The sequence below is a fragment of the Xenorhabdus santafensis genome (genome assembly GCF_033949405.1).
Lineage (GTDB): Bacteria > Pseudomonadota > Gammaproteobacteria > Enterobacterales > Enterobacteriaceae > Xenorhabdus > Xenorhabdus santafensis.
Genome location: NZ_VCDN01000204.1, coordinates 1 through 468, shown reverse-complemented (window position 1 = coordinate 468; position 468 = coordinate 1). Strand labels below are relative to the sequence as shown.

Here is a 468-nt window from a genome sequence, read left to right as displayed (position 1 = left end):
ATTCCATGCCACCGTGGATGGACAAAAAATCGGTGATAAATTGGCCATCCTTGTCGAGAAAATGGCACCGGATTTAAGTTTCCCAGATAAAAGTATAGAAGTAAGCTATGTTAAAAATTATACAAAATCCCCAAAAGTACAGAACGCCCCTGATGGTGCTCGTCAGAAATGGTCAAGTTCAGCCCCAAACATTGCTACAGTGGATAACAAAGGCAATGTGACATTGTTGGGAGTAGGCCGCACAATAATTACGGTACAAACGGAAAGTACTGTGCAGTACAAAATGGCTAGTGCGAGTTATCAATTGAATGTGAGGCGGGCAGACCCACTATTGAACAATACGAATAAGAAAATTGTTGCAGTGTGGAATGATGGAAAACCTTATTCAGTAACTCCTGAGTTTGGCAATGCGGATGTAAATCGTGATGAGCTTTTAAAAAGGATCACATTTACCAGTTCAGACGAAAG

At 41.0% G+C, this 468-nt stretch carries 1 protein-coding gene; it reads left to right on the top strand.

The annotated features are described in order from the left end of the window. Positions 1-468: immunoglobulin-like domain-containing protein (locus FE392_RS19890; RefSeq protein WP_319931862.1), on the top strand; the 468-nt coding region annotated here is incomplete at both ends.